Source organism: Vagococcus sp. WN80Y (assembly GCF_059621045.1).
Genome location: NZ_JCAQHY010000175.1, coordinates 102,858 through 120,010 on the forward strand (window position 1 = coordinate 102,858; position 17,153 = coordinate 120,010).

Consider the following 17,153-nt stretch of genomic DNA (forward strand, 5'->3'; position numbering starts at 1 on the left):
AGTAAAACGACTAAAAACAACAAATTTAAAGGAGTGAGGAAGATGGATGCACAGTATAGAGAGTTTCGTAGGCTGAAACAAGAAATTATCAATAGTTTAATCTCGATGGGTGACAGTGATCGAATGGACAGCTATTCTGATAATTTTGCAGAAGATAAGACGAATGCGGAAATTTTTAAGGATGTGCAGGAGCTGATGATACAGGCTGATGAGTTATTGCAGCAGTTAGTTGAACATGAAAGTATCAATCAATATTGTAAATAGATTTTTTGGAAATACCAACTAAAAGAAAAGAGGCTATATAAATGGGACTAGATATTAGGTTTTATAAAAAATTGACATTGGTTGAGGATCCAGAACGGGATGAATACGGTGAAATTGATTTCGAAAAGTATTTAGAAGTAGGTGATATTAACACCTGGCAAGAGCCTTACTTTCCTGGTAGAGCGAAAGGAATTGACGCAAACAAAGTTTATTCTTTTGAAGAAAATGACAGTTTTAGGGCTGGTGGCTATATTGGCTATGGAATTTGGAGGCGCACATTAAGTAACTTTGCTGTGGATACTGATTTCTTTGAACTAATTAACTTTTCTGATTGTGAAGGGGTCATTGGTCCAGAAGTAAGCAAAAAGCTAGCAGAAGATTTCAATAATAATTCAAATCGTGCTAGTGAATTTTCCGAAACTTTTGAAGGTGGGAAGCATTGGTTAGAAATGTATAACACTTGGAAAAATGCTTTTGAGTTTGCGAGTGATAATGGCGCAGTTGAATTTACGTAATTTGGTAATAGATTTAGAAATACCAACCAAAAGAAAAGAGGTTTATAAATGACTGAATTGGCATATAAAGTAATAAAAGGCACGGATTTATTTGAAAAAATCTGGTGGAATAAAAATTGGTCAAAAGAAGCTTTTAAGATGTTAAGAGAATCTGGTTTTCTTGATGAGTTCCAACTAAAAGAGGAAGACATAGCTTTGATGGGATCAGAAATCCTTGTTTTACCAAGAACAGAGTCGTATGAAAAATATAAAGACTCACTTTTGTCAAAACCTAACAAACATGGCAGTTTTAGTTTTAGAAAAAATCCTAAAGATAAGCCTGCAAAAGAATTATCAACAAGATCAAGGGAAATGATTGGCCCCATTTATAAAAAGGAAAATAGTTTCTTGTATGCGAATGTATTTGGGTGGGGTGTAGTAGAAAGTGGGTTTATTTACAAAGAGTTAGCTGCTTTAGTTGTGAGTAAGGTATTACCTGATGATTCTGAATACTTGGATCAAGTCGAAGAAATTAGCATGGCTGATTATTATCGGCTAAAGGCTGAGACATATGAACCTAACAAGGAATCTGTTTAATTGGTTTAAGAATAAGAAGGAGTAAATACACAAACCTCACAAAAATTGTGAGGTTATCATGAGGTTATCATTTGTATAAATTAGAAATGATATTTTCTAATTGCTGATCATTGTGATAGAAGTTGACAAGATACTGCAATAGGTTTTTCATATCTTTCGTTTTCCCATAACATGCAAACATGTCAGCTTCTGGATCGAAGGAGACAGTATTCAAAATAGATGGATGATTCACTTGAAGATAAGTTGAAATTGTATCTTGCCAACTGTACCCATTTGGCTCAATATCGTATTTTTCAAACAATTTTGATTTCATTTCAGCGTTCAATATTATGGAAGCTCCATTTTTTTGTTCGACAAATATAAAGGGATGGATGTTTTCTAACCGTCGATCTTTTATTACCATTTTTTTTATTACTAACCTAACTATAAGTGCACAAACAAATCCAGCTATAAATTTGAAAAGCAAATGAAACACCTCTTTCATGTGTGATTAAATTTTATTTTAAAGTTAGTAATAATAAATTTCAATCTCAAAAAAGGGTTAGAACTGAACAGTATGTGTTTGATAGCTATTGAAGAACCGATAGGAGGGCTTAGAAATTGGGCGATTCGCTTAGTAAAGAAGAATGGAAAATTTTATATTTGTTAGCCTATGAAGGATTAAAAATGATGGATGCTCAGGACAGTTATTTTAAAGACGCATGGTTTAATCGTGATCAAGCGCAAGAAGTAGTAGAAAAAGTCGATAAAACTGATAACGAAATCAGAAAGGGAATAACTGATTAATAGCTATTGAATTACCAACTAGGAGGTAGGAAATGGGACGTAAAAAGAAGAATATGTACCGTATTAAATCAGACGGTCTAATTGTTAATCTCAGCCTTTTGGAAGAATGGTCAAGAGGTAAATCGGACACGGAAATAATTCGAGAGATTTTGATATGTAAGAGTTTTTTCAACGTGTTAAGGAGTTTTGACAGTGGTCAGCGTGAAATAAGGTTGATCAGGGTTAAGGAACATAAAGAGGTGGTGGAATGAATGAAATAACAATTGATTTAAACAAGGTTGCAAAAAATATTGCTGAGGCAATGACTGATACGATTTTAGAGGTAGCCGACAGAAAGTTTCCAGAGCAAGAGAAATTAGAACAGTACATTTTATCATCATTGCTTAATAGTCCTATTGAAGCATTTGAAAGGGCCATATGTTTGGATGTTAGTGAGCAGATACTTAGTGAAGTATATTCGGAAGAGGTGGCGGAATGATTGGCGATATCATTATTACACTCAAGTTAGCATTTAAGCAGCAAACTTGTATACACGATTATAAGGAAAAAGTCATTAATACGCATCCGCCACACTACTACAAACTTTGTAAAAAGTGTGATCGTGTTAAGTGATTAATCCTTAAAAGATTACAAAGAAAGAAGGGTTTAACGTGATCAAAGGTAAAAGTAAATTTGATAGAATGATTTTTTATGGTGACTGGCGAAACTGGGGAGGATTCAGTAAACAAAAATACACAAAAGAACAAGCTATAGAATCATGGAAAACTGAAATGTTTGGTATAGATGTCCCGTATGTGGTTGAAGATGCTTTTGTTAGATATAGATTTGGTAGGAATGATGATAACGAACCATGTGCGGGATGGTGGCTCGAATGGAAGGACTACGGGAAATCACTTCCAGTTTGGTCGATAAGAGAAAAAAATGAATGGGAAAAAGTTTCTTAATTCCAGAAAGAATAAGAAGGTGTAAACGATGGGAGAGTTAAAAAATTGTTGGTACTGCATGAATCAATATAGCCCCATTAGAAGCGATCAGATGTATTGTTCTAAACGTTGTCGGTTAAAAAACTACTCAGAAATTGCTAAACAAGTAAGAGCTGATGAAAAACTGTTAAAAAAAGAAAAAATATTAAGTAGGTGGGATTGATGGCAAATAAAAAAGAAAAAATAATGGCTTGGGAAATTAATCAAATGGTAAGTAAAATTCGACCGATTAACGGAATGGGTAGCGCTACCCAGACTGCTGCCATGGTGGGGAATTCGTGGGTTATGCACGAACCTCTATTTAAATACTTACAATCTGCAATTTATTGTCAATCTGCGATTGTGCATTTCAATAGTGAAACAGAACAACATGAACGTGATTATTATGAGAGGGAATACGAGAAGGCTGTTATTAACTTTTGGGAGTATAATTCAGAAGCTTTTAATGAGCCTCTGGTGAAAAGACCAAAATATTAATAGTCTTTCTAATTCCTAGAATAATCACAATCTAAAAAGGAAAGAAGGTAATGAAATGAAAGTAGTAATAGGGACAGATGAAGCGAAAGTTCTATGTATCTCGAATGATGATAGTGAAATCAAACAGTCAATGATTAATTATTTAGCCGATTATCACGATGAATTACCACCAGATGATTTTTACGAACTTAGAAACTGGGGCGAATGGGATATTGTGGTTTATGATTATGACTTTTCTAAAAATGAAATGGATATGGCTTTAGAAATAGTAGCAGACGGTATTGGAAGAAGTTCATATAAAATGCAGACATTCATTAATAATGCTGTTTACTATGAAGAGTGGTCAGAGCAATGTAGAGAACTGACTGACAAGCCGATTGTTAAAGTTTTAGAAGATGTGTTAAGTGAATTGAAAGAGTAGATGTTGCTATTCTTTACGAAAGTACAAAAAAAAACGACAAAAAAGTCGTCTTTTATTGAATATTAAATTTATTTAGTGTACCAATCCGAAGGGAAGCTGAATCGTAAAATCGGATTTGCTTCTAGATAGCCTTCTGAATCAGACATTAATGCAGAGTTAAAACCAAATAGGTATGTAATAGGCGCTGCTGATAGATTAGTCAATTTATAGGTAATGTATCCTGATCCATTTCTAGCAATTAAACTGTGTGGTGTACCACCAACACCTGCAAATGAACCATAGGTAAGACCATCATCATAATAAAACTTGTCTCGAGAAGATCCATCTGGGGAATCTCCAACTATGGAAAGCATAAAGGATTCTTTTTCTTTATTAGCTGTTCTAATTTGAGCAGATGTAAAATGTCTATAAAATTTGTTTGCTACTAGGAATGAAGTAATGCTAGTTGATTCTCCACTTTCTAAAGTAACCTTTTGCATAACTGGTGTGGCTCGAGTAATAGTAGCTTCTGATTTGGTTGAGAAACTAAACAGTAGTAGAACAGAAAAAACTAACATAAAGACAATACGATTCTTTTTCATGTAAAAACCTCCAATATTTTGATAGAACAATTGTACCATAAAGTTATGTTAAATGAACTGAATTGTAATATATGAAAATTAGTAATCTCACGGATATTAGCAAGAAAGGAGGTTTTTAGATGAGAGTTTGGGTCATTACCAACGGAAAAGGTGAATCTTTTACTAGTGTTCATGCGTCAAAACAGAGCGCTGAAAAGCATAAAAAAGAGCTTGAAGAGTGGTCTCAAATAAAGCTTAGTCTTTCGATCAAAGAGGACATGTTGAAAATTTAGGAGGTAATAAGATGATTCCAGAAGGCGAACGGCCAGTTATGGTAGTGGTTGGTGAAAATATTGATAGATTCAGAAAAGAGTCTAATATCACAATCAGTAAATTTTGCGATTTAACGGGATTGGATACCAGTAGATACGGCAAACTAGTTGGCGGCTTAATTCAATCAAGGCCAACAAAACTACAAGAATTTGCAGCAATTCTAGGAGTTAACACTATTTCTCTTTTTGAGGATTGGAGCACATGAAAAAAGCGACAAGGTTTCCCTTGCCACTCCTTATAACAGTGTCCAAAACTATTATAACAAGGAGCAGGCATAATGGGAAGTGAACAGCCGAAAATGATTGACATGAACGAACCTAACTTACAGGAATACAACAACGCCATCGTTATAATTAGTAATGGTACGGCGTACGTTAAGCAACTACCAGATTATGGTGTAACTGAAATTCATACTAAAAATGGAAAAGTCGTCAGAGGTGACGATCGAACAGGTTGGATAATTTAATATTTAGTGTCTTACTAGGAAGAACCAGAGGATACGAACTAATGCTATTTTAGCGTTGGTTTGTGTCCTCTTTTTGTATTTTATAAGGAGGTGCCTTCATGGCTTGGAAATATGCAGACGAATTGGAAAATGAATATCGTGAGGATTTAAAGCCCTTAAAGGCTCGCTATGAGGAATTGAAGAACCAGAAGGCATTTCTATTAAAGTACAGAATAGAGTGCGAGAATCAAAAGAAATGGGATGAAATACCAGAGGTTTCGAAAGAGTTAAGTGAAGTAAGATTGCAAATGACAAAGCTAGGTTCAATCATATCCAGTAGTCAGTATTCTATTGATTGGTTACACAATGCAAAAGAACCTGGTAATCGTCGTGAGATTGGGAGACGCTCTAGATATCAAAGAACAGAGTACTGGGGAGATATTGAACAAGCTACATTTAATAATTTTCGTGAAGATTATGAGGGACTTAGTTATGATGAGCTACAGAAGTTAGATGATTATATGTCTACACTGACAGAGCGAGAGAAACATGCAGTAGTTTCCGTTATTGGTAAGGGAAATAGCTATGGGGAAACGGCAAATTATTTAGGTGTAAGTAAAAGTACAGCGCAAACGCATGTTAACCGAGGTATGAGTAAAATTCATAATGCTTTATCTGCAGGAGCGCAAACAAGTTTGTTTTGAGCAAACACATTTTTGTGCTGGCAGATGAAATAGCCCACCTTAGTTTTAAGGCGGGCTAAAAGCTACTATTTTCGTTCTTTTTCTTTTTTATTCCAAAAATAGCCAGCAACCATATTATTAATGGCTTCTCTATCTTTTGGAGTTATTTCACCATTTTTATAGGCCATACTTACGTTGCTTTCTAGAATTTTATCAAGCTCAAGTATTTCACTCTCTGAGGCCCATTCGGGTGTTTTATTGTTACCAAGCAAGTAATCTGTTGAAACATTAAAATAATTGGCTAGAGCAACAACAATTTCATAACCAGGTTCGCGTTTACCTATCTCGTAAGCTGTATATGCTGGTCGTGAAACACCAATTTGTTTGGCAACTTCTTCCTGAGTGACCTTTTTATTTCGTCGCAGCGCTTTAATTTTTTCTGAAAACATAGAAGCCACTCCTTTTTGACAATTGTAGCATAAAGACACAAAAAATAAAAGTTTCATTTCGTTACATTTTCTCATTGACAAGTGTCTAACTGTTACTGTATTATGTAGATGTGGCTAATCGTTACAATTTGAAGGGAGGTTAATTATTTGGATAACATGTTAAAAAAAGCAAGGAAAGAAAAAGGCTTGACTCAAAAGCAAGTAGCAGAACTGTCTGATATGAAAAGACCACATTATACAATGATTGAAAATGGCACGAGACAGCCTAGTGTTAAATTTGCTAAGAAAATTGCTAAAGTATTAGATTTCAACTGGACATTATTTTACGGAACAGAGGAGGAATAGAAGATGAATGAATTATTAGAGAGAACTATTAATAGCAGAGAAATAGCTAAGATGGTAGGAAAAGAGCACAGTAAGCTGATGCGAGATATTCGTCAATATTGTGAGTATTTAGCCGAAGCCAAAATTGGATTGGGCGATTTCTTCATAGAATCTATATATAAAGATTCAAATCAGCAAGAACGACCATGTTTTGAACTGACCAAACAAGGCTGTGAAATGGTAGCAAATAAATTAACTGGTAAAAAGGGAACACGATTTACAGCAACTTATGTTCAAAGATTTAATGAAATGGAACGAAAAGAACGAAAAACAGTTATTCAATATCAAATCCCTTCAACTTTTGCTGAAGCATTACGATTAGCAGCAGATACTGCAGAAGAAAATGAAAAGTTAAAGGTTGAAAATGTCATTCAAGCACAACGAATAGCTGAATATGAGCCGAGAATTAGTTATTTAGATAAAATACTTGCTTCTAAGAAAACGTTGACTGTAACTCAAATAGGCGCTGATTACGGGATGTCTGCTTTTCGATTGAACAAACTTTTAAATGAAGAGCGGGTTCAGCGGAAAGTCAATGACCAATGGATTCTATACAAGAATTACATGAATAATGGGTATACAAAGTCTGATACTATAAACATTACCAGAAGTAACGGTACGCCTGATGTTCAGATGCAAACGAAATGGACTCAAAAAGGTAGATTATTTATCCATGAGCTATTAGAAAAAAGAGGAATTGTCGCTTTGATGGATCAAGATGAAAAATAAAAAAAGATGCACAAAGCGCAGCAACGCTTGTACATCAGGGTAAATAGTTTTGAACTGCTATTTACCTCATATTACCATAAAAAAGATTATGTGGAAAGAGGAGAAAAAATATGAAAATGATTAGTATGTATCAATTTTTGTTCGATGAATTTTCAAAGACAGGAAAAATTAACATTAAATCAGTAATTACCTTGCTGTACTTTATGAATACTGACGAAATCATAGAGTTTATTGAGCTATTTAAGAATGAGAGTTTTTCTATTGCTGAAGAAATAGTAAAAATTTCGATGTATGTTCTTAACGAGAAAATGTCTTCAAAAACAAATTCTTGTCATACGGCTGCCACCTATATATGAGAGGGTAAAACTTCTCAATCCTCCTTTGACCCTGTATGGATTTCTGTACAGGGGTTTTTGGATAAATTAAAGTAGGTGATTTTAAGTGAACTATTGGTATATAAGTCTAGAAAATACTTATCCTAAGAATGGCAAAGTTCGCCAAGTAGAGCTTAAGTCATCTTATAGTTTAATAGAAATGCATAATGAAGCTAGTCCTATGGAACTCAACGAACATAAGTTGATTGAATTAGGTCGAGGCTTTTTTAGTTGTGAGCATATCCAGAGTAACTATGAACATCACCGCAAAAGAATAGCCCTCAGTGATAAACTGAGAGCTAAAGGAGATTTTTTATTTACTTTGGAGGAGTAAATAATGAAAAAGTTTTGTTAGGGTTGTTTGTTGGTATGTCTATAATATACAGCTTAAATGTGAATTTACTATGACAAAGACTGAACAATAGAGTGAAGTTTATATTAAGGAAAGATTACGAAGCTGAAAGAGGTGAAATATCATGAGCAAAAAGTCTAAAGGTGGTTCTAAAGGTAAATATCAAGAATGGCTGACGGATGAAGGGCTTATCAAATTGGAAGGCTGGGCTCGTGATGGACTAACTGACGAACAAATTGCTAAGAATATGGGGATTTCAACAGCTACTTTATATAATTATAAGAAAAGATACTTAGAGATATTAGAGGCCCTAAAAAAGGGGAAAGAGGTTGTTGATCGTCAAGTTGAAAACAAGCTCTTGACGAGAGCTTTGGGATACGAATATGAAGAAAAAGAATTTTTAGTTTATCAAATGGAGGATGAAGAATACTACGATGAGCTAGAAAAATTTATCAAAATATATAAATTTGAGCATCCAGATGCTAACGATGCTGAAATTGAATATAAACGTTTAGCATTTCCGAGGGATAAAAGAACTTTGGTAAAGAGTAAAACTAAAGAGGTAATACCTGACACAACGGCACAAATCTTTTGGCTTAAAAATAGAAAACCAGATGAGTGGCGGGATAAGCAAACGATTGACCATACTGGTGCCATGTCTATTATCAATCCATTAAAAGGTCTCTCTGAGGATGAATTGAGGCGATTAGCCAATGCTCAAAATACAACATGATATTGATGTTATAGCGCATGAGGCTACTAAAGAGCTAGCCAGAAGAAACTATGCTGATTATTTCTATTTGTCACATGGGAAACAATTCGATTTATTACGCCACCAACGTTATATTACAAACAATCTTCAGCGCATAATTGATGGTGAGCAGTGCTATCTAATAATTGAAATCCCACCACAACATGGTAAGTCAACTGTTATTACGGAAACTTTTCCATCATACTACTTGATGAAGAATCCAGATAGTTTGGCAATGGTAGTTTCGTATTCGGAAGAGTTATATAAAAAATTTGGTCGTAAGAATCGTGAAAAGTTCCGAAATCATGCTAAAGAACTGTTTGATTTAGAGATAAGTAGCGACACGGCAAGTGTAAGTGAATGGGCTGTGAAAGATCATTTAGGTTCTTTGTATAGCACATCTATTCTTGGTGGTGCTACTGGTCGTGGTGCTAGACTACTAGTTATTGATGACCCGATAAAGAATAGAGCAGAGGCAGAAAGTAAAACGATTAGAGATAAAATATACGCTGAATGGCAGGATACTTTTTATTCTCGATTAACTGCAGATGCTAGTGTAATTATTATTATGACAAGATGGCATGAGGATGATTTAGCAGGTCGATTGTTGAGAGAGCGAAAGCTACCTTGGGAAGAAATAAAAATTCCGGCTATTGCCGAAGAAAATGATTTACTTGGTCGTGAAATTGGTGAACCGTTAGCTCCAGAGATTGGTAAAGATGTAAAGTGGGCCGAAACTACAAAAGCGGTAACTGGAAGTCGAGGGTGGGCTTCTCTTTATCAACAGAGACCAACACCAGCTGGTGGTAACGTATTTAAACGTGGTTGGATAAATTACTATGTTCCTAATATCGAAATGAAAATTAAACTGGGGCTGGGTGATGATGTAGTAATTATGCCTAGGCTTTTCGACAAGCAAGCTCAATCATGGGATTGTACATTTAAAGATACTGATACATCAGACTTTGTTTCCGGTCAAGTGTGGGCAAAAAAGAAGGCAGATTATTACTTGCTTGATCGCCATAACGAACGTATGGGGATTGTAGAGACTATGAAAGCTATTAAGGTCATGACTAATAGATGGCCTAAGGCAACAGGAAAATATATTGAAGATAAAGCTAACGGATCAGCTGTTATAGAAATGCTAAGTAAGAAGCTATCAGGAATTGTACCTGTTGAACCAAAAGGTGGTAAAGAAGTAAGAGCTAATGCTATTGCACCACTTTGGGAAGCCGGCAATGTCTATTTGCCTCATCCTTTGTGGAAGCCATGGGTAGATGATTATGTTGAAGAACTTATTTCTTTTCCTAATGGTGCGCACGACGATGACGTTGATTCAATGTCCCAAGCGTTGGTTCAAATGGATAGTAGAGGCTCATTAAAAGAACGTTATAATCTTTAGTGGAGGTGAAGTATGGAACTAGAAGATATTTTGGATATAACTGTAAAACTAAGATATGGTGACAAACAATTAAAGGATGGTTCTAAAAATCCGCCTGAACCAGAAGTTAAGATAGCGTCCTTGGATAGTGGTAATTTATTAGATGATAATTACGTAATAGGATAGGAGGAATTGTATGCTAAATGAGATAAAAGAGCGATTAAAAGGTTTGTTTGGCTATAAAAAAGAATTAAAATCAGTAAACTTTGACCAATTGATTGAATCGGCAGTGGATTTTGAACCAAGTGAGCTACCAGGGGGTGGTAAAAAACTTGTAGATAACCGCATCCATATTGCAGTATCAACAAAATGGGTACAAAGCGAAGGACACTTATCGGATGCTATCAGATTACAATGGACTGCTGCTCGTGCTAAACCTGCTTTATCGTGGTGTGATGAACTAGGCGATGACAAATTTGCAATCATTGCACACTATAAAGCGAATGACGCAGGACAACCCGATCATGTGCATGGTTCTATTGAGACAACTAAATTAGATGGCTCACTTCACACAAGAATGGAATTTCCATTTGATAAAGATATTTGTGAGATACAAACGTGGGATGCTAATTTCACTGTTAATGGATCATCAAGAGTTGCTGGTTCTAAAAACTCTAATCGAGAGTTGGTGTTAGCAACTGCAAACAAAAAAGTAGATTCTTTAGATGAGAATGGCCGCATAATCGCTGATAAATTATATTCTAAGCGTTGGAGTGTCAGGGCTAATAGTACGGATGAAACTGGATCGAATCAAGGCTCTGACTTTGAAATTGTTCGATATAAAGATGATGGTACACCAATTGGGACATTTATTTATGGAAAACGATCGAATGGATACCTTGGAATAGGGACAAAGACACCAACAAGACCGCTAGACTTGGTTGGCGATGCTATAAGAGTAAGAACTAAGAAAACGCCAGTCAGTTCAACCGCCGTTGGTGAGCAGGGAACTGTGTGTTGGGATGATAGTTATATATATGTTTGTGTAGCTGACAATACTTGGAAGCGAATGGGCATAGAAGCATGGTAAGACACCAAGTCAGAAAGTAGGTGGGGGATTGGGATCGCTTGAAACAAAGAAAAAACTAATTTTAACGGACAGTAAAGGTGTTATCCGTCAGGATTTTATGGCTGGTAATGGTAAAGGGCATGCTCGTGATAGTTTAACTCGTCAAGTGCCTGGTCAAAGGCGGTTGCTAACTGATACAGACTTAGAAAACATGTATGCAAGTAACTCTATGGCCAAGAATATCGTTGATATTCCTTCTGAGGACATGACTAGGGCAGGATTCACGCTTAAAATGAAAGACGATAAGAAAAAAGCTCTTTATGAATCAAGACTCAGGCAGTTAAAGGCTAAAGAAAGAATTAAACAGCAATTCATTTATCAACGTTTATATGGTGATGGTTTTATCTCAATAGGCACTGAAGAAATTAAGAAATTTGAACTATCTGAACCTATCAACTTGGATAATGTGAAGAAAATTTTATATTTAAACTCATTCTCTGGAAAGAAAATTAATAATAGATTGATTGACGAGGATGTGTTTAGTCCTCGTTATGGTTTGATCGATACTTTTTACATTAATAATTATGCCCGAAATGGCAAAATTGAGCTGTTAGACAAAAATAAGTATGTAAAGATTCATCATTCAAGAGTGTTGCATCAACAAGACATGAGGTTTGAGGATGAACTAGAAGGTACGTCATTGATTGAGAGCTTGTATGATGTTTTAACTGTTGTTGACACGAGCTTATGGTCAGTTGGTCAGATGTTATATGATTACGTATTTAAGGTATTTAAATCTAAAGATGTCACTAGTTTGTCACCGGAAGAAAAAGCTCAACTTGGTATGATTATGGATTATAAGTTCCGTACCGAAGCACTCGCTATTATTGAGAGTGAGGAGTCATTAACAAAAGAAGCCACTCAGGCCACAGGTATTGACTCATTGCTTGATTTTGTGTGGGACTATCTGTCAGGGGCTGCAAGAATGCCCAAAACAGTTCTTAAAGGCCAAGAGGCTGGCACTGTAACGGGAGCTCAGTACGATGTGATGAATTATTATTCTCGGATTGCGAGTATGCAAGAGAATGAGCTTAGACCGCAATTAGAGTACTTAGTTCGGTTGCTTATGTATGCTAGTGATGAATGTGGTGGTCGTATGGATCCTGATAGTGAAGAATGGTCCATTGAGTTTAACCCGTTATGGAATGTGGATAGTAAAACAGATGCTGAAATACGTAAGTTGACAGCTGAAACAGATGCTATTTATATTGATCGTGGCGTAATTGATCCAGAGGAAGTAGAAGAAGCTCGGTTTGGCAGATTTGGCGTGACGGAAAGCTCTAAATTTAATGCTGATAGCTTATCTGAGGACGAAAGAAGTCTGATTGCTAAAGAAGTATACGATAAGTATAAGCAGGACAGATCAAATGGTTAGGATGCCAAAAACACGCTATCCATTTAACATTGAGCGTTCATATGCTAACAATATAAACAAATTGAGTTCTGAATTGTCTGATTTAGTTTTGTATGAATTTGATAATATTGTTGTACCTTTGATAGCAGCTCATCGAATGGTCACTGATAGTCAACGAAATGATTCAATTATGGATAATATTCGTAATGCTATTTTGAAAATTAAAGTCTTAGCATTAGGAGCTTTTCCAAATATTTACGCGAAGAGGATTGCGAATAAGTTTGTTAAGGGAGTTAGTACGACTAATAAAGCTAATGTAAATACTCAACTCAAGGTTAAGGGGACTAACCCGATTGAGACTGAGCAATGGTTAAAACTATTCTTAGAAGCCAAAGTTCAAGAAAATGTCAGTTATATAACTTCCATTCGTGATAACTATACTCAGAATATTGAACAAGCAATTTTACGTGGAGTTACAAGTGGTCAGTCTACATCTGAAATACGCAAAGAGCTTCTTAAATATTCAGATATGTCAGTAAATAAAGCGGAATTTGTTGCTCGTGACCAAGTTGGCAGACTGTTAGGCCAATTAAACGCGGAAAGACATCAACGTTCCGGTATTAAAGCTTTTCGATGGTCAGACAGTGGAGATAATAAAGTTAGAGATAGTCATGTTGAGCGTGATGGAAAAATTTATTTTTATGCAGATAATCCTTTATTACCTGGAGAAGATTATGGTTGCAGATGTGGTGGTGAGCCTGTTGACGAAGACGAGCTGGAAGAGGAAAATCTTGAATTTGGCCTAACTCCAAATGAAGAGCATGCAGTTAATAAATATGTGAGCTCGGATTCGTATATCATAAATGATAAACTGCGAAACGATTATGAGTTAACGGAAAAAGATAGGGAATTTATGGAACAATTAGATAATGCACTTGATAAATTACCAAACTATAATGGAGAACTTACAAGGTCGTATTTCTTTAATGATGACAAAGAAGTCATATCATTTGTCAGCGATTTTAAAATTGGTAAGATCAATGAATTTAAAGAGTATTTTTCTACGACTAAAACCGTGTATAGTGAGACAGATGATGTCAGATTTGTTATACTTAACTCAACCAATGGTAAAGATTTAGGCTCGTTTAATAAAAATGAAAAAGAAGTACTGTTTAGTAAAAATACTAAGTTTAAAGTTGTTGATAGATATCTATTTGAAAGTAAACCATATATAGTATTGGAGGAGGTATAATGGTTGGGAATAAGAAAAAAATGGAACCGTACTCTCACCCTAGGTGGCATGATAATCCGATTCCGACAAGTTTGGGATATGATAAAAATATGTCGGATGAGGAAATCAAAGCTGCTCAAGTTAAAGATAAGCAGTTTGAAAGAGAGTTAAAAAGGTTATTAAACAAAAAATAGTACCTACCTAGTTAATTACAAATTAGGCAAGGGCTATTTTTTGTGCCCAAAAATTGAAAGGAGATTAATGATGACAAAAAAAGATAAAAAACAAGAAGAGACGACAGAAAAGGTTGTCGAAATTACAGAAGTTAAAAAAGGATCTAAAAAACCAATTCCAGAACCAGGTGCAACTATTCATATTGTTGCAGAAACAGAAACTTTAGCAGATATTGCCACTCGATATGGTTTATCGCTTAAACGACTGCAAGTTTTAAATGATATCACTGATAAGGTAGAAGTTGGAGATCAGTTGATAGTAGAAAGTAGGTGATCAAATGCCCGTGCAACAACGATATGATAAAGCTCTTATCCTCGACTTTAAAGAGACGGATGAGGGCTATTTGACGATTACAGCATGCCCTGTTACTAGACCTGGTGTGTTTCCTTATCGGCGTGATGGTGGTGTGGCTATGGAGGCAAAACTTCCTGATGAACTTTTTAAGCAAATTACCATTGATAGCGCAAATGCTAAACCAATTACTGATGATCATCCTAATGAACCAGTTACAGCTAGTAACTATTCAAAGTACAGCAAAGGAATGACTCATACTGATGCAAAAGTTCAAGACAACAAATTAGTAGTGTCATTTACAGTAACTGACTCATCTACTATTGAGAAGATAAGGAATGGAAAACGTGAGCTTTCAATAGGATTTGAGGCTGATGTCTCAGAGGAAACAGGGTCCTATAATGGAGAACGTTATGACTCAGTACAACGTAATATGAAAATTAACCATATAGCTGTGGTTGATGAAGGTAGAGCGGGTCCTACAATTGCTATAAGAGCTGATTCAGCTTTTATGATAGATTCAAACGATGTAGAAAAATATAAGAGTGGAGGTAATACAATGCCAGTATTAAAAATTGATAGTAAAGATTATGAAGTAGATCCAGTGGGGAAAGCACGGGTTGATACATTAGAGGCTCAGTTGGAAACAGCGACTAATAAAGCGGCTAACGTTGATACTATTTCGGGGGAACGTGATGCTCTTCAAACGCAAGTAACAAGTTTGACAGCAGAATTAGCAGAAGCAAAGGCTAATACAATGACCTCTGATGCAATTGACAAAGCCGTACAAGCTCGTATTGAGCTCGTAGGGAAGGCTAAGCCATTGCTTGGAGATTCATTCGAATTTGATGGTAAAACCGACAGAGTAGTGAAAGAAGCTGTGATTCAGACAGTTAACAAGGATTTTAAGGGTGATGGTAAATCAGACGATTACGTTAATGCCTTTTTCGATGCTATGGCTGATGTATCTGGTCATAAAGGCTTCACTCAAGGAGCAGTATTTAGTGATGCTAAGGATAATGACAAAGAAAAAGCAGAAGAAATTGAAGAATTGAAGAATAAACGCTTGAACATGAATAAGAAGGGAGATAACTAATTATGACTATTCCATTACCTACAAAATATATGCAGCCAGAGCTTGGGATTGGCAAGCTTGCTAATTATCAAGGTACTCAATCCGATTCGAAAGTAATTGGTGTTGATAAAGTTCTATTTGGGCAAGGTATTGAGGTTGCAGAGAATGTGGCTAAGCCTTATTCAACTGGTGTCTTTTTTGGTGTAGCGATTGCCAAAAACTTTGTTGATGAGATTAAATTCAATGATGATACTAAAGTCGGTGAGTACCGAAAAGGTGAGATGGTTCCAGTTTTACGTAAAGGATCTATTTGGGTAAAGGTGGACAATGATGTCAAGGAAGGCGAACAGGCTAAAGTAACGTCAACAGGGAATTTTGATGTTGCCGCAACAGGGGATACCGTAATTGGTGTTTTCCAAAGTACTGCCCAACAAGATGGCTTAGCTATCTTACAAATTAATTTACCGTAATAGGAAAGGGGAAATAAACACATGCCAAGTCAAGTAACAGCAACATTAGAAGCTAGAGACCTACAAGCAATTGATAAAGTGATTTATGAAGCGCCGAAAGAGGAGCTGGTAGCACGATCAATTTTTAATATTAAAACGGATATTCATCCAGGAGCGGAAACATATGGCTATAACGTCATGACTCGCTCAGGAGCAGCTAAAATCATTGCTAATGGAGCAGATGATCTACCGTTAGTTGATACAGACATGAAACGATTCCAACAGCCGATTTATACGATTGCTGCAGGTATTAAATTTGGAGTACAAGAAATTAGACAAGCTCAATTAACGGGCCAGTCAGTTGATGCAACGAAGTCAGAAACAGCTAGACGTGCTATTGCAGAAAAAGAAAATAGTTTTATTTTTACAGGCGATGAAAAAGTGGATGTTAAAGGTGTTGTTAATGCTGATGGTATCCAAGTTATCAATGCACCAAAAACATGGGCTACTTCTACCAGCGATGAAATTGTAGAAGAAATCCGAAAGGCTAGAGCTAAAATCACAACTATTCCTGGTTATCGGACGGCTTCCCTTAAGATGTTAGTGCCATCGCAACAATACGAAGAGTTGAACCGTCGCTATAGTGATTACGATGCTCGAACTATTTTAAAAGTAATTGAAGGGAATAACTGGTTTGAGTCAATTACTCCTGTATATGACCTTGATGGTGCTGGTACTGGTGGTACGGATTGTCTTATTATCATGGACACGCGTTCATCTACTTGTGAAATCTTACTACCGATGGATATTACTCGTTTTGAACAAGAATGGGCATATCCTAACTGGAAAGTGCCATTTGAAGAGCGCTGTGGTGGAGCATTGATTAGAACTCCATATGCTATTCTTCGTGTGGATGGTATCTAAAAA

Annotated in this window: 32 protein-coding genes; 29 read left to right on the forward strand and 3 right to left on the reverse strand. The window is 35.9% G+C overall.

Annotated elements, in window-relative coordinates; genetic code table 11:
* The first annotated feature begins 42 nt into the window (after positions 1 to 42).
* The 3 genes from AC5KOD_RS21670 to AC5KOD_RS21680 are packed head-to-tail and all read left to right on the forward strand — an operon-like array spanning position 43 to position 1,355.
* Complete coding sequence (locus AC5KOD_RS21670; protein WP_496916674.1) at positions 43 to 264, forward strand: hypothetical protein; 222 nt, start codon at positions 43 to 45, stop codon at positions 262 to 264.
* Positions 265 to 305: 41 nt separating this feature from the next.
* Positions 306 to 779 carry a hypothetical protein gene (locus AC5KOD_RS21675; RefSeq protein ID WP_496916675.1) on the forward strand — a complete coding sequence of 158 codons (474 nt, stop codon included), beginning with the start codon at positions 306 to 308 and terminating at the stop codon, positions 777 to 779.
* Between the two features lie 48 nt (positions 780 to 827).
* Positions 828 to 1,355, forward strand: coding sequence for a hypothetical protein (locus tag AC5KOD_RS21680; protein WP_496916676.1), 528 nt, complete (start codon positions 828 to 830; stop codon positions 1,353 to 1,355).
* 67 nt (positions 1,356 to 1,422) lie between these two features.
* Here the strand turns inward: AC5KOD_RS21680 and AC5KOD_RS21685 are convergent, their stop codons facing one another.
* Positions 1,423 to 1,839 carry an Imm51 family immunity protein gene (locus AC5KOD_RS21685; protein WP_496916677.1) on the reverse strand — a complete coding sequence of 139 codons (417 nt, stop codon included), beginning with the start codon at positions 1,837 to 1,839 and terminating at the stop codon, positions 1,423 to 1,425.
* A gap of 116 nt (positions 1,840 to 1,955) precedes the next feature.
* Between AC5KOD_RS21685 and AC5KOD_RS21690 the strand changes: the two genes are divergently transcribed.
* From AC5KOD_RS21690 to AC5KOD_RS21720, 7 genes are all read left to right on the forward strand, one after another.
* Positions 1,956 to 2,141 carry a hypothetical protein gene (locus AC5KOD_RS21690; RefSeq protein WP_496916678.1) on the forward strand — a complete coding sequence of 62 codons (186 nt, stop codon included), beginning with the start codon at positions 1,956 to 1,958 and terminating at the stop codon, positions 2,139 to 2,141.
* Between the two features lie 32 nt (positions 2,142 to 2,173).
* On the forward strand, positions 2,174 to 2,392 hold the full coding sequence (locus tag AC5KOD_RS21695) for a hypothetical protein (RefSeq protein ID WP_496916679.1): 219 nt from the start codon (positions 2,174 to 2,176) through the stop codon (positions 2,390 to 2,392).
* On the forward strand, positions 2,389 to 2,619 hold the full coding sequence (locus tag AC5KOD_RS21700) for a hypothetical protein (RefSeq protein ID WP_496916680.1): 231 nt from the start codon (positions 2,389 to 2,391) through the stop codon (positions 2,617 to 2,619). The genes AC5KOD_RS21695 and AC5KOD_RS21700 overlap by 4 nt, the downstream gene beginning before the upstream one ends.
* A 172-nt stretch (positions 2,620 to 2,791) precedes the next feature.
* Positions 2,792 to 3,085: a hypothetical protein gene (locus AC5KOD_RS21705; protein ID WP_496916681.1), complete on the forward strand. Its 294-nt coding sequence runs from the start codon at positions 2,792 to 2,794 to the stop codon at positions 3,083 to 3,085.
* A gap of 28 nt (positions 3,086 to 3,113) precedes the next feature.
* Positions 3,114 to 3,287 (forward strand): hypothetical protein, encoded by a 174-nt coding sequence (locus AC5KOD_RS21710; RefSeq protein WP_496916682.1) that lies wholly within the window; start codon positions 3,114 to 3,116, stop codon positions 3,285 to 3,287.
* The gene (locus AC5KOD_RS21715) at positions 3,287 to 3,601 is read left to right on the forward strand and encodes a hypothetical protein (RefSeq protein ID WP_496916683.1); all 315 of its coding nucleotides are present in this window, start codon (positions 3,287 to 3,289) and stop codon (positions 3,599 to 3,601) included. The genes AC5KOD_RS21710 and AC5KOD_RS21715 overlap by 1 nt, the downstream gene beginning before the upstream one ends.
* 55 nt (positions 3,602 to 3,656) lie before the next feature.
* Positions 3,657 to 4,022 (forward strand): hypothetical protein, encoded by a 366-nt coding sequence (locus AC5KOD_RS21720; RefSeq protein ID WP_496916684.1) that lies wholly within the window; start codon positions 3,657 to 3,659, stop codon positions 4,020 to 4,022.
* A 68-nt stretch (positions 4,023 to 4,090) separates the two neighbouring features.
* Here AC5KOD_RS21720 and AC5KOD_RS21725 read toward each other — a convergent pair whose 3' ends face one another.
* Positions 4,091 to 4,603, reverse strand: coding sequence for a hypothetical protein (locus AC5KOD_RS21725; protein WP_496916685.1), 513 nt, complete (start codon positions 4,601 to 4,603; stop codon positions 4,091 to 4,093).
* Positions 4,604 to 4,722: 119 nt separating this feature from the next.
* Here AC5KOD_RS21725 and AC5KOD_RS21730 point away from each other — a divergent pair, with 119 nt between their 5' ends.
* The 4 genes from AC5KOD_RS21730 (at position 4,723) to AC5KOD_RS21745 (ending at position 6,064) form a co-directional block, all read left to right on the forward strand.
* Positions 4,723 to 4,875, forward strand: a complete 153-nt coding sequence (locus tag AC5KOD_RS21730; RefSeq protein WP_496916686.1) for a hypothetical protein — start codon at positions 4,723 to 4,725, stop codon at positions 4,873 to 4,875.
* An 11-nt stretch (positions 4,876 to 4,886) separates the two neighbouring features.
* Positions 4,887 to 5,120, forward strand: a complete 234-nt coding sequence (locus tag AC5KOD_RS21735; RefSeq protein WP_496916687.1) for a helix-turn-helix domain-containing protein — start codon at positions 4,887 to 4,889, stop codon at positions 5,118 to 5,120.
* A gap of 72 nt (positions 5,121 to 5,192) precedes the next feature.
* Positions 5,193 to 5,381, forward strand: coding sequence for an XtrA/YqaO family protein (locus tag AC5KOD_RS21740; protein WP_496916688.1), 189 nt, complete (start codon positions 5,193 to 5,195; stop codon positions 5,379 to 5,381).
* 98 nt (positions 5,382 to 5,479) lie between these two features.
* Entirely contained in the window at positions 5,480 to 6,064 is a 585-nt protein-coding gene (locus AC5KOD_RS21745) for a sigma factor-like helix-turn-helix DNA-binding protein (protein ID WP_496916689.1), read from the forward strand.
* 65 nt (positions 6,065 to 6,129) lie between these two features.
* On the opposite strand, the gene AC5KOD_RS21750 is transcribed toward AC5KOD_RS21745, so the two are convergent.
* Entirely contained in the window at positions 6,130 to 6,492 is a 363-nt protein-coding gene (locus AC5KOD_RS21750; protein WP_496916690.1) for a helix-turn-helix domain-containing protein, read from the reverse strand.
* A 156-nt stretch (positions 6,493 to 6,648) separates the two neighbouring features.
* Here AC5KOD_RS21750 and AC5KOD_RS21755 point away from each other — a divergent pair, with 156 nt between their 5' ends.
* The 15 genes from AC5KOD_RS21755 to AC5KOD_RS21825 all read left to right on the forward strand — a co-directional run bounded on the left by AC5KOD_RS21755 (position 6,649) and on the right by AC5KOD_RS21825 (position 17,150).
* On the forward strand, positions 6,649 to 6,837 hold the full coding sequence (locus AC5KOD_RS21755; protein ID WP_496916784.1) for a helix-turn-helix domain-containing protein: 189 nt from the start codon (positions 6,649 to 6,651) through the stop codon (positions 6,835 to 6,837).
* Positions 6,838 to 6,840: 3 nt separating this feature from the next.
* The gene (locus tag AC5KOD_RS21760; protein ID WP_496916691.1) at positions 6,841 to 7,605 is read left to right on the forward strand and encodes a Rha family transcriptional regulator; all 765 of its coding nucleotides are present in this window, start codon (positions 6,841 to 6,843) and stop codon (positions 7,603 to 7,605) included.
* A 110-nt stretch (positions 7,606 to 7,715) separates the two neighbouring features.
* Entirely contained in the window at positions 7,716 to 7,961 is a 246-nt protein-coding gene (locus AC5KOD_RS21765) for a hypothetical protein (RefSeq protein WP_496916692.1), read from the forward strand.
* 85 nt (positions 7,962 to 8,046) lie between these two features.
* Positions 8,047 to 8,313: a hypothetical protein gene (locus tag AC5KOD_RS21770; protein WP_496916693.1), complete on the forward strand. Its 267-nt coding sequence runs from the start codon at positions 8,047 to 8,049 to the stop codon at positions 8,311 to 8,313.
* Between the two features lie 142 nt (positions 8,314 to 8,455).
* On the forward strand, positions 8,456 to 9,064 hold the full coding sequence (locus AC5KOD_RS21775; protein WP_496916694.1) for a helix-turn-helix domain-containing protein: 609 nt from the start codon (positions 8,456 to 8,458) through the stop codon (positions 9,062 to 9,064).
* On the forward strand, positions 9,045 to 10,484 hold the full coding sequence (gene terL, locus AC5KOD_RS21780; RefSeq protein WP_496916695.1) for a phage terminase large subunit: 1,440 nt from the start codon (positions 9,045 to 9,047) through the stop codon (positions 10,482 to 10,484). The genes AC5KOD_RS21775 and terL overlap by 20 nt, the downstream gene beginning before the upstream one ends.
* Before the next feature lie 12 nt (positions 10,485 to 10,496).
* Positions 10,497 to 10,649 (forward strand): hypothetical protein, encoded by a 153-nt coding sequence (locus AC5KOD_RS21785; protein ID WP_496916696.1) that lies wholly within the window; start codon positions 10,497 to 10,499, stop codon positions 10,647 to 10,649.
* Positions 10,650 to 10,659: 10 nt separating this feature from the next.
* A complete protein-coding gene (locus AC5KOD_RS21790; protein WP_496916697.1) occupies positions 10,660 to 11,553 on the forward strand; it encodes a hypothetical protein in 894 nt (297 codons plus the stop codon).
* 28 nt (positions 11,554 to 11,581) lie between these two features.
* A complete protein-coding gene (locus AC5KOD_RS21795; RefSeq protein WP_496916698.1) occupies positions 11,582 to 12,967 on the forward strand; it encodes an anti-CBASS protein Acb1 family protein in 1,386 nt (461 codons plus the stop codon).
* Entirely contained in the window at positions 12,960 to 14,198 is a 1,239-nt protein-coding gene (locus tag AC5KOD_RS21800) for a minor capsid protein (RefSeq protein ID WP_496916699.1), read from the forward strand. Before AC5KOD_RS21795 ends, AC5KOD_RS21800 begins: the two co-directional genes overlap by 8 nt.
* Complete coding sequence (locus tag AC5KOD_RS21805) at positions 14,198 to 14,371, forward strand: hypothetical protein (protein WP_496916700.1); 174 nt, start codon at positions 14,198 to 14,200, stop codon at positions 14,369 to 14,371. The genes AC5KOD_RS21800 and AC5KOD_RS21805 overlap by 1 nt, the downstream gene beginning before the upstream one ends.
* Before the next feature lie 70 nt (positions 14,372 to 14,441).
* On the forward strand, positions 14,442 to 14,684 hold the full coding sequence (locus tag AC5KOD_RS21810; RefSeq protein WP_496916701.1) for a LysM peptidoglycan-binding domain-containing protein: 243 nt from the start codon (positions 14,442 to 14,444) through the stop codon (positions 14,682 to 14,684).
* A 4-nt stretch (positions 14,685 to 14,688) separates the two neighbouring features.
* Positions 14,689 to 15,798: a DUF2213 domain-containing protein gene (locus tag AC5KOD_RS21815; protein ID WP_496916702.1), complete on the forward strand. Its 1,110-nt coding sequence runs from the start codon at positions 14,689 to 14,691 to the stop codon at positions 15,796 to 15,798.
* A gap of 2 nt (positions 15,799 to 15,800) precedes the next feature.
* Positions 15,801 to 16,247 (forward strand): structural cement protein Gp24, encoded by a 447-nt coding sequence (locus AC5KOD_RS21820; protein WP_496916703.1) that lies wholly within the window; start codon positions 15,801 to 15,803, stop codon positions 16,245 to 16,247.
* Positions 16,248 to 16,268: 21 nt separating this feature from the next.
* Positions 16,269 to 17,150 carry a DUF2184 domain-containing protein gene (locus AC5KOD_RS21825; RefSeq protein WP_496916704.1) on the forward strand — a complete coding sequence of 294 codons (882 nt, stop codon included), beginning with the start codon at positions 16,269 to 16,271 and terminating at the stop codon, positions 17,148 to 17,150.
* Positions 17,151 to 17,153 lie beyond the last annotated feature (3 nt).

Excerpts from the sequence above, each read along its gene's own strand:
- AC5KOD_RS21670 (WP_496916674.1), top strand. The coding sequence starts at position 43 with ATGGATGCACAGTATAGAGAGTTTCGTAGGCTGAAACAAGAAATTATC.
- AC5KOD_RS21675 (WP_496916675.1), top strand. The coding sequence starts at position 306 with ATGGGACTAGATATTAGGTTTTATAAAAAATTGACATTGGTTGAGGAT.
- AC5KOD_RS21680 (WP_496916676.1), top strand. The coding sequence starts at position 828 with ATGACTGAATTGGCATATAAAGTAATAAAAGGCACGGATTTATTTGAA.
- AC5KOD_RS21685 (WP_496916677.1), bottom strand. The coding sequence starts at position 1,839 with ATGAAAGAGGTGTTTCATTTGCTTTTCAAATTTATAGCTGGATTTGTT.
- AC5KOD_RS21695 (WP_496916679.1), top strand. The coding sequence starts at position 2,174 with ATGGGACGTAAAAAGAAGAATATGTACCGTATTAAATCAGACGGTCTA.
- AC5KOD_RS21700 (WP_496916680.1), top strand. The coding sequence starts at position 2,389 with ATGAATGAAATAACAATTGATTTAAACAAGGTTGCAAAAAATATTGCT.
- AC5KOD_RS21710 (WP_496916682.1), top strand. The coding sequence starts at position 3,114 with ATGGGAGAGTTAAAAAATTGTTGGTACTGCATGAATCAATATAGCCCC.
- AC5KOD_RS21715 (WP_496916683.1), top strand. The coding sequence starts at position 3,287 with ATGGCAAATAAAAAAGAAAAAATAATGGCTTGGGAAATTAATCAAATG.
- AC5KOD_RS21720 (WP_496916684.1), top strand. The coding sequence starts at position 3,657 with ATGAAAGTAGTAATAGGGACAGATGAAGCGAAAGTTCTATGTATCTCG.
- AC5KOD_RS21725 (WP_496916685.1), bottom strand. The coding sequence starts at position 4,603 with ATGAAAAAGAATCGTATTGTCTTTATGTTAGTTTTTTCTGTTCTACTA.
- AC5KOD_RS21730 (WP_496916686.1), top strand. The coding sequence starts at position 4,723 with ATGAGAGTTTGGGTCATTACCAACGGAAAAGGTGAATCTTTTACTAGT.
- AC5KOD_RS21735 (WP_496916687.1), top strand. The coding sequence starts at position 4,887 with ATGATTCCAGAAGGCGAACGGCCAGTTATGGTAGTGGTTGGTGAAAAT.
- AC5KOD_RS21740 (WP_496916688.1), top strand. The coding sequence starts at position 5,193 with ATGGGAAGTGAACAGCCGAAAATGATTGACATGAACGAACCTAACTTA.
- AC5KOD_RS21745 (WP_496916689.1), top strand. The coding sequence starts at position 5,480 with ATGGCTTGGAAATATGCAGACGAATTGGAAAATGAATATCGTGAGGAT.
- AC5KOD_RS21750 (WP_496916690.1), bottom strand. The coding sequence starts at position 6,492 with ATGTTTTCAGAAAAAATTAAAGCGCTGCGACGAAATAAAAAGGTCACT.
- AC5KOD_RS21755 (WP_496916784.1), top strand. The coding sequence starts at position 6,649 with ATGTTAAAAAAAGCAAGGAAAGAAAAAGGCTTGACTCAAAAGCAAGTA.
- AC5KOD_RS21760 (WP_496916691.1), top strand. The coding sequence starts at position 6,841 with ATGAATGAATTATTAGAGAGAACTATTAATAGCAGAGAAATAGCTAAG.
- AC5KOD_RS21765 (WP_496916692.1), top strand. The coding sequence starts at position 7,716 with ATGAAAATGATTAGTATGTATCAATTTTTGTTCGATGAATTTTCAAAG.
- AC5KOD_RS21775 (WP_496916694.1), top strand. The coding sequence starts at position 8,456 with ATGAGCAAAAAGTCTAAAGGTGGTTCTAAAGGTAAATATCAAGAATGG.
- terL (WP_496916695.1), top strand. The coding sequence starts at position 9,045 with ATGCTCAAAATACAACATGATATTGATGTTATAGCGCATGAGGCTACT.
- AC5KOD_RS21785 (WP_496916696.1), top strand. The coding sequence starts at position 10,497 with ATGGAACTAGAAGATATTTTGGATATAACTGTAAAACTAAGATATGGT.
- AC5KOD_RS21790 (WP_496916697.1), top strand. The coding sequence starts at position 10,660 with ATGCTAAATGAGATAAAAGAGCGATTAAAAGGTTTGTTTGGCTATAAA.
- AC5KOD_RS21800 (WP_496916699.1), top strand. The coding sequence starts at position 12,960 with ATGGTTAGGATGCCAAAAACACGCTATCCATTTAACATTGAGCGTTCA.
- AC5KOD_RS21805 (WP_496916700.1), top strand. The coding sequence starts at position 14,198 with ATGGTTGGGAATAAGAAAAAAATGGAACCGTACTCTCACCCTAGGTGG.
- AC5KOD_RS21810 (WP_496916701.1), top strand. The coding sequence starts at position 14,442 with ATGACAAAAAAAGATAAAAAACAAGAAGAGACGACAGAAAAGGTTGTC.
- AC5KOD_RS21815 (WP_496916702.1), top strand. The coding sequence starts at position 14,689 with ATGCCCGTGCAACAACGATATGATAAAGCTCTTATCCTCGACTTTAAA.
- AC5KOD_RS21820 (WP_496916703.1), top strand. The coding sequence starts at position 15,801 with ATGACTATTCCATTACCTACAAAATATATGCAGCCAGAGCTTGGGATT.
- AC5KOD_RS21825 (WP_496916704.1), top strand. The coding sequence starts at position 16,269 with ATGCCAAGTCAAGTAACAGCAACATTAGAAGCTAGAGACCTACAAGCA.